Here is an 8,024-nt window from a genome sequence, read left to right as displayed (position 1 = left end):
AGGCATTACTTGCGCAAGGGATTGATATTAGTCAATAATGTTTACTTGCTATGCTTAAGCGTATAACATATACAAATATTACGATACTAAAGGGGAGAGAATGAAACACATTTTATTATCTTTATTTTTATTAACATCTTTGTTTGTCAATGCGCAGGATGAGCTACTACCTGCGGATAAGGCATTTGCTTTTAAGGCTGAGATTGTTGATGACAAAATCTTATTGAACTGGGATATTGCCAAGGGTTATTACCTTTATAAGGAAAAAATCAAGATTGTCTCAGACCATTCACAGCGTTTAGGTGAAGCACAGTTTCCTATTGCAAAAATCAAAAATGATGAGTTTTTTGGCAAAGTTGGTGTTTATCGTGATAATGTTTTGGTTAGCGTTCCTGTACTTGAGGGAGAGTCAAAGCTTATTGTTGTCAATGTTGAATTTCAAGGTTGTGCAGATTTAGGTGTATGCTATCCACCCATGACCAGGTCGGCTACACTTAAGGTTGGCAGTAGCAATAAATCGCTGATTGATAGTGCGTTTGATGTACTATCTAAAACTAAGTCTGCCATGCAATCAATCGTTGATAAGACGATAGAAATCTCTGACGAGCCACTACCTGCAGATAGGGCATTCTCCTATTCAGTGAGCGCAATTGATACTAATACTTTGCGCGCTAGCTGGAAAATACATCCAGAATATTATCTTTATCATGACAAATTCTTCATTGATATCAAGGGTGCAGAATTTGATGATGTTAATTTTCCAAAGGGAGAAATTAAAGAAGATGAATTTTTTGGCAAAGTTGAAGTGCACAAAGGTGAGTTCAGTGTTGATATTCCATTAACCAATATTCAATCATCACAAGTTACCTTTATTGCCAAGTTCCAAGGTTGTTGGTTGGGCGGTATTTGCTATCCACCAGTGGAAAAAAGCACAGATATTGCACTATCTAAAGCAACAGAAAGCAGTGCAACTGATTCTGTTAAAACACTGCCAAAATCAGTGCTGAGCGCTACAAACACAAACAGCGAGTCATTAAATGAAACTGACAAAATTACCGCTTTATTGCAACAAGATAATATTTTATGGATATTGGTAAGTTTCTTTGGTTTTGGCTTATTGCTTTCATTAACTCCTTGCGTGTTCCCGATGATACCGATTTTATCAGGCATTATTGTTGGGCAAAAAGGTGAGATAACCACCAGAAAAGCGCTTATTATGTCGATTGTATTTGTGCTTGCTATGAGTGTTACTTATTCAATGGCAGGTGTGTTGGCCGGCTATTTTGGTGAGAATTTGCAAGTGTTGTTCCAAACACCTTGGGTGCTGATGGTATTTAGTGCGATTTTTGTGGCGCTGGCATTTTCAATGTTTGGCTATTATGAGATTCAATTGCCGTCTGGTCTACAAAATAAGATTACCAACATCAGTAACAAGCAAGAAGGCGGTAACTTAATTGGTGTGGCAATTATGGGCTTTTTATCAGCACTGATTGTTGGCCCTTGTGTGGCGCCACCATTAGCAGGTGCATTGATTTATATCGGGCAAACAGGTGACGCTGTACTGGGTGGGCTGTCTTTATTTGTTTTGAGTTTGGGTATGGGTGCACCGTTGTTGTTAGTGGGCGCTGGTGTCAGTAAACTGCCTAAGGCCGGTGGCTGGATGGATAATGTTAAATATGTATTTGGTATCTTAATGTTGGCAGTGGCAATTTATTTGCTTGATAGAATTATCACGCCGTATGTGTCGTTGATATTGTGGGCATCACTGTTTACTTTGTCGCCAATTGCAATGGGTGCGCTAAATTCTTTTACCAGCACAACTGTTGCGTGGCAACGCATTCTTAAAGGTATCGGTTTATTGATAGTAATTTATGGTGTATTGTTATGGGGCTTAGTGGCTCGTGGTGGTGGCGATATGTTAGCACCATTGGCGGGTTATGGCACGAGCGTTCAAGCAGAAAAAGCACATATTGCTTTTGAAAAAATCAAATCAAGTGATGATTTAGACCGTGTGCTTGCCAAAGCACAGGGCAACAATCAAATTGTGATGTTGGATTTTTATGCAGACTGGTGTATTTCTTGTAAAGAATTAGAGCGCTTTGTGTTTTCAAATGTTAAAGTAGTTAGCGAGATGAAAAATGTTATTGCCTTGCAAGCGGATGTTACTGCCAATGATGCGACTGATAAGGCTTTAATGGCGCGTTTTAGTATTATCGGCCCGCCAGGAATTTTATTTTTCAAAGCGGGTGTTGAAAATCGTTCACAGCGTATCGTCGGTGAAATTAATGCACAAGATTTCCTTAAACATTTGAATAATTCAAAGTAGTTAAAACACCTATAAATATGCCTAACATCGGCGATATTGGTGGTAAAATTGGTCGTTTATGTTTTATAAACCGTAAAGATGGATATTTTATTGCTGAATGGTCCCAACCTAAATATGCTTGGTACGCGTGAACCAGAGCAATACGGTGTGCAAACCTTGGATGATATTGTTGCTCGTATAAGTGCGTTGGCTACTGATGCAGGACTATCAATTGAGCATCATCAGGACAATTCAGAGGCTGGGTTGATTGACAAGGTTCACGCTGCTAGTAAGAACGGCACAAAATATATCATTATTAATCCTGCGGCATTCACGCATACTTCTGTTGCTTTGCGCGATGCAATGTTAGCAACAGACATTGCCTTTACAGAAGTGCATTTGTCTAATGTTTATAAACGAGAGGCATTTCGCAAGCAATCTTATTTTTCAGACATCGCAGAAGGTGTAATTTCGGGTTTTGGCGCACAAGGCTATGAATTTGCACTTGATGCCGCAATTACATATATCAAGGAGCATTAAAAAATGGACATTCGTAAAGTAAAAAAACTCATGGAATTGCTAGAAGAATCTGGCATGGCAGAAATCGAAATTGTAGAAGGTGAGGAATCAGTTCGCATCTCTCGCTACGGTGATGCACCAGTAGCCGCACCTGTACAAATGGCTGCTCCTGTGGCTATAGCGCCTGCTCCAGTTGCCATGCCTACTGCTGAAGCGTCAGACGCACCAGCCACTGTTGATGGACATCCAATTACTTCACCAATGGTAGGCACATTCTATGGCGCCGCATCACCCACTTCTGAAGCATTTGTTAAAATTGGACAGCATGTTAATCAAGGCGAGACTATTTGCATTGTTGAGGCGATGAAGATTATGAACCAAATTGAAGCAGACCAATCCGGTACAGTGACTGAAATTTTGTGCAGTGATGGCGATGCAGTTGAGTTTGCCCAAATCTTGGTTGTTATCCAATAAGGTTGTTGCTCAATGAATAAAATTAATAAAATTTTAATCGCCAATCGTGGCGAAATTGCATTGCGTATTTTGCGTGCCTGTAAAGAGCTGAGCATTAAGACGGTTGCCGTGTATTCAACGGCCGATAAAAGCCTCAAGCATGTGCGTTTGGCAGATGAAGCCGTGTGTATTGGTCCGCATCCATCAGCAGATAGTTATCTCAATATTCCAGCATTGATTGCAGCGGCTGAGATAACGCATGCAGATGCCATTCATCCCGGCTATGGTTTTTTATCTGAAAGTGCAGACTTTGCACAACGAGTAGAAGAAAGCGGGTTTATCTTTATTGGTCCGCGTGCGCAAAATATCCGTGTAATGGGTGATAAAGTAGCAGCGATTGAGGTTATGCAAGGTTCAGGCGTTCCTTGTGTTCCTGGTTCTGATGGTGGGCTTGGCACAGATGATAAGCAAAATATTGCGACTGCTAATAAAATTGGCTTTCCAATCATCATTAAAGCTTCTGGTGGCGGCGGCGGTCGTGGCATGCAAGTGGTAGAAAAAGAATCTGATTTGCTTGCTGCTATTGAACTTGCCAAAACTGAAGGGCAGAGCTTTTTCGGTAATCCAGAGGTGTATATGGAAAAATTCCTAACCACACCACGCCATATTGAGATACAAATATTGGCTGATGAGCATGGCAATACAGTGCATTTAGGTGAACGAGATTGTTCGATGCAGCGCCGTCATCAAAAAGTAGTGGAAGAAGCGCCCGCACCCGGTATAACACCTGAGTTGCGACACAAAATTGGCAATGTTTGCGCTGATGCTTGTAAGGCAATTAACTATCGTGGTGCAGGTACTTTTGAGTTTTTATTTGAGAACGATAAATTTTATTTTATTGAGATGAATACACGCGTGCAAGTTGAACATCCAGTGACCGAAATGATTACGGGGATTGATATTGTGCGTAAGCAAATCTTGATTGCAGACGGGCAAGAACTTTCATTCACGCAAGATGATGTAAAAATTAAAGGCTTTGCAGTTGAATGCCGTATTAACGCAGAAGACCCAAATAACTTTATGCCATCACCTGGAAAAATTACACAATTCCATGCTGCGGGTGGCTTAGGTGTGCGTGTTGATTCGCATGTGTACAACGGTTACAGCGTGCCACCGCATTATGATTCGATGATTGGCAAACTGATTACCTTTTCTGATACTCGATTGGGTGCGATTATCAAAATGCAAAATGCTTTGGACGAAATGGTAATTGACGGTATTAAAACCAATATCCCGTTGCAAGCGCGCATTATGGCAGATGAAACTTTCCGTAAGGGTGGCATGAATATTCATTATCTTGAGAAGATGCTAGGGGAGCATTGAAGTGCACTTTAAATTAGACAATTTTAAACCCATAAAATCGGCGGAAATCAAAGTTAATGATTTAACGCTAATTTTTGGCGATAATAACACGGGAAAAACCTATCTTGCTTATGCTTTATATGGCCTGCTATCCAAATGGGGGAATGTTGCACTGGGGATAGAATTTTTAGACAAAGAGCAACGAAAATCTTTTTTGGGTAATAAGCAAATAAAAATCAATAAAAGGGATTTGAACAAGGAGGAAATTTTAAACAGTCTTGCTCTCGCTTATGCTAAAACGATGGCATCTGAAGTTTTTCTAAGTCAGTCTGAACTATCTCCAAAAATACAACTGTTAAATATTGACTTCGTTAAAAACAAAAAAATTAAAAGACAAATTGGTCAAGATGATTGGCTTTATCTAACTATAAACGAAGAATCTATTGAAATTCAAATAGACAGCGAATATGAAATTGATTTTAGGATGGTTAACCATCTAATATTAAAAGAAATTTTCAGTGTTCCCAATATTTTTATTTCTGTTTCTGAAAGATTGGGCATTAGTTTATTTCAAAAAGATTTAGATGAAAATACAGCAAATATTATTTGATCATACATCAAGATATGCATTACCTGTTAAAGATAATATTGATTTTATGCGTGCAATTGAAAGACATCAAAAATCAAAATCAGAGTTAACGGTGGACTTGTCAACACATATAGAACATATGTTTGATGGCAAATTAAAACACAATGGCACTGAGATTAGATTTTTAAACAATAAAAGAAAAGACAATAAAATGGATATTCCATTACACCTTGCTTCTGCCTCAGTGCGTGCTTTGTCTAATTTATATTTCTTTCTCAAGCATAAAGCAAAAAAAGGTGATTTAATTATTATTGATGAGCCAGAAAGTCATTTGAGTTTAGCAAAACAAAGGTTGCTAGCCAAATTGATTGCCGATTGCATCAACAACGGTTTAAAAATATTACTCACCACGCATAGTGATACTTTGGTTTTAGAGATTAATAATTTAATTATGCTAAGTAATGAATTTGATGACAAAGATTCATTTATGAAAAAACATAAATATCAACAGGTGCATATTATTAACCCTGAAAAGGTTAGCACCTATATTGCTAAAGATGGCGGTGTTAGTGAATGCACAATTGATCAATATGGCATAGAAGTTGAAAGTATGGATAAGGCGATTGATAATCTAAATACTATTAGAGATGGATTGGAAGCAAGAATTAATGACTAAATTTAAGAGTTTTTTTGATACAAAAGTTACCAAAGAAACTGTAATTATTGCTGGGGAAGAGCAGCAGAAACATTCAGTTTTACTTGATAAAAACGAAAGTCAAGAAATTGAGTATTTTAAATTAGACAAAGTTGTTGAACCTTGTAACAAAACAATTCGAAACTTAAAAGCCTGTGATTATGTTTTAGTTGATCATGACAAGAAGAAGGTATTGCTTTGTGAATTGAAAAATTCTAAAGATAGAGATACAATCTCAAGATCAAAGAAACAATTAGACCATTCAAAACATATTGTTAATTTATTTTTAAATATTTTGAAGGCGGATAAATATTCATATGTCTTGTTAACATTAACTAAGAAGAAAATGAACAAACAAAGGATACGAAATAAGGAAACTTCAGCACAAATTTATTCAGAGACGGGTAAAAAAGAGTTTAAATTCAACAGTCAGAAGTTTAAGTTATGAATAAAATAAAAGTAGGCATTATCGGCGGCACAGGTTATACAGGCATTGAATTATTGCGCTTGTTACGCAGTCATCCAAAGGCAGAAGTGATTGTAGTTAGCTCTCGTTCAGAAGCAGGACAGCGTGTAGATGAGTTTTTCCCTTCTTTGGCTGGGCAGTGTGATTTGGTTTTCTCTTTACCAGATGATGCAACCTTAGATGAATGTGATGTGATATTTTTTGCCACACCACATGGCGTTGCAATGAAAGGTGCGGGTGCATTCATTGAAAAAGGCATTAAAGTGATTGATTTGGGTGCAGATTTTCGCCTAAATGATAAAGACGAATATCAAAAATGGTATGGTTTAGAACATACGCAAGATAATTTATTGTCATCGGCAGTTTATGGACTGTGTGAGATTAATCGTGAGCAAATTAAAAATGCCGCTTTAATTGCCAATCCAGGTTGCTATCCAACCGCCATCCAACTAGCACTCAAGCCTCTAATTGACAATAAATTAATTGATTTGCCCCATATTATTGCTGATTGTAAATCAGGAGTGAGTGGCGCTGGACGAGGCGCCAATCAAGCCAATTTATTGTGCGAAGTTAGCGAGTCATTTAAAGCCTATGGCGTTGGCGGGCATCGTCATTATCCAGAGATTAAACAAGAATTATCACTATTAGCAGGCAAGAGCGTGAGCTTGACATTCGTACCACATCTTGTGCCAATGATTCGCGGTATGCAAGCCACACTTTATGTAGACCTATTAAATAGTGAGGTTGATGTACAATCCGTATTTGAAGGTGCTTACAAAGATGAGCATTTTATTACCGTGTTAGGTGCTGGAAACTCGCCTGAGACGCATAGTGTGAAAGGTTCTAATTTTTGTCAAATCGCCGTGCAAAAAGCACCTGATGGTAATAAATTAGTTGTGATGTCAGTGATTGATAACTTAGTTAAAGGCGCCTCAGGGCAAGCTATCCAAAATATGAACATATTATTTGGAATGGATGAGTGGTTAGGATTAGAGCAAATTGGATTGACACCTTAAGGGAGAAAAATATGGAAGCAGTACAAACTTTAGAAAACTTAGAGCCAGCAGATATTGTTTTTAGTGATAGCGCCGCTAAAAAAGTATCCGATCTTATTCAAGAGGAAAAAAACGACAATTTAAAATTGCGTGTATATATCACAGGTGGCGGTTGTTCTGGTTTTTCTTATGGATTTACTTTTGATGATAAGTCCAAAGAAGGGGACTCTGGCGTTGAGAAAAATGGCGTACAGTTGGTTGTTGACCCAATGAGTTATCAATATTTAATTGGCGCAACCGTTGATTATTTAGAAGACCTGCAAGGCTCTCGTTTTATCATTCACAACCCCAACGCTAAAACCACCTGTGGCTGTGGATCGTCTTTTTCGGTGTAAGAACAAGTCTTAACAAGTCATAATTAAATTATGAAAGGCGTTAATCCTACAATTTTAACTTGGGCGAGAGAACAGTCAGGCTTCTCACTTGATGATATTGCTACACATTTTAAAAAAGAACCTCAGTTTATACGAGACTGGGAGAATGGCATATCCAGCCCCTCATTTCCACAATTAGAAAAGTTAGCTAATAAATATAAACGCCCTACAGCATTATTTTTCTTTCCAGAGCCTCCAGAAGAGATG

The 8,024-nt window shown here is 38.2% G+C and carries 10 protein-coding genes; all 10 read left to right on the top strand.

Going from position 1 to position 8,024, the window contains the following annotated elements:
• The first annotated feature begins 100 nt into the window (after positions 1-100).
• Positions 101-2,326, top strand: a complete 2,226-nt coding sequence (locus tag BAZSYMA_RS09350) for a protein-disulfide reductase DsbD (protein WP_090718452.1) — start codon at positions 101-103, stop codon at positions 2,324-2,326.
• 78 nt (positions 2,327-2,404) lie between these two features.
• Positions 2,405-2,845, top strand: coding sequence for a type II 3-dehydroquinate dehydratase (gene aroQ, locus BAZSYMA_RS09345; RefSeq protein WP_090718449.1), 441 nt, complete (start codon positions 2,405-2,407; stop codon positions 2,843-2,845).
• A gap of 3 nt (positions 2,846-2,848) precedes the next feature.
• Positions 2,849-3,298, top strand: coding sequence for an acetyl-CoA carboxylase biotin carboxyl carrier protein (accB, locus tag BAZSYMA_RS09340; protein ID WP_090718445.1), 450 nt, complete (start codon positions 2,849-2,851; stop codon positions 3,296-3,298).
• Positions 3,299-3,310: 12 nt separating this feature from the next.
• Positions 3,311-4,660, top strand: coding sequence for an acetyl-CoA carboxylase biotin carboxylase subunit (gene accC, locus BAZSYMA_RS09335; RefSeq protein ID WP_090718442.1), 1,350 nt, complete (start codon positions 3,311-3,313; stop codon positions 4,658-4,660).
• Between the two features lies 1 nt (position 4,661).
• Positions 4,662-5,249 carry an AAA family ATPase gene (locus tag BAZSYMA_RS09330; protein WP_195910189.1) on the top strand — a complete coding sequence of 196 codons (588 nt, stop codon included), beginning with the start codon at positions 4,662-4,664 and terminating at the stop codon, positions 5,247-5,249.
• Positions 5,224-5,904, top strand: a complete 681-nt coding sequence (locus BAZSYMA_RS09325) for an AAA family ATPase (protein ID WP_090718434.1) — start codon at positions 5,224-5,226, stop codon at positions 5,902-5,904. The genes BAZSYMA_RS09330 and BAZSYMA_RS09325 overlap by 26 nt, the downstream gene beginning before the upstream one ends.
• The gene (locus tag BAZSYMA_RS09320) at positions 5,876-6,370 is read left to right on the top strand and encodes a hypothetical protein (protein WP_090718429.1); all 495 of its coding nucleotides are present in this window, start codon (positions 5,876-5,878) and stop codon (positions 6,368-6,370) included. The genes BAZSYMA_RS09325 and BAZSYMA_RS09320 overlap by 29 nt, the downstream gene beginning before the upstream one ends.
• Entirely contained in the window at positions 6,367-7,404 is a 1,038-nt protein-coding gene (gene argC / locus BAZSYMA_RS09315) for an N-acetyl-gamma-glutamyl-phosphate reductase (RefSeq protein WP_090718425.1), read from the top strand. Before BAZSYMA_RS09320 ends, argC begins: the two co-directional genes overlap by 4 nt.
• An 11-nt stretch (positions 7,405-7,415) precedes the next feature.
• Complete coding sequence (gene erpA, locus BAZSYMA_RS09310; RefSeq protein WP_090718422.1) at positions 7,416-7,778, top strand: iron-sulfur cluster insertion protein ErpA; 363 nt, start codon at positions 7,416-7,418, stop codon at positions 7,776-7,778.
• A gap of 30 nt (positions 7,779-7,808) precedes the next feature.
• On the top strand, positions 7,809-8,024 hold a 216-nt coding region (locus BAZSYMA_RS09305), incomplete at its 3' end, for a helix-turn-helix domain-containing protein (RefSeq protein ID WP_143243197.1).

It is taken from the genome of Bathymodiolus azoricus thioautotrophic gill symbiont, assembly GCF_001298715.1.
Lineage (GTDB): Bacteria > Pseudomonadota > Gammaproteobacteria > PS1 > Pseudothioglobaceae > Thiodubiliella.
Note: the sequence above shows the minus strand (reverse complement) of the source record. Positions and strands in the feature narration are given on the sequence as shown.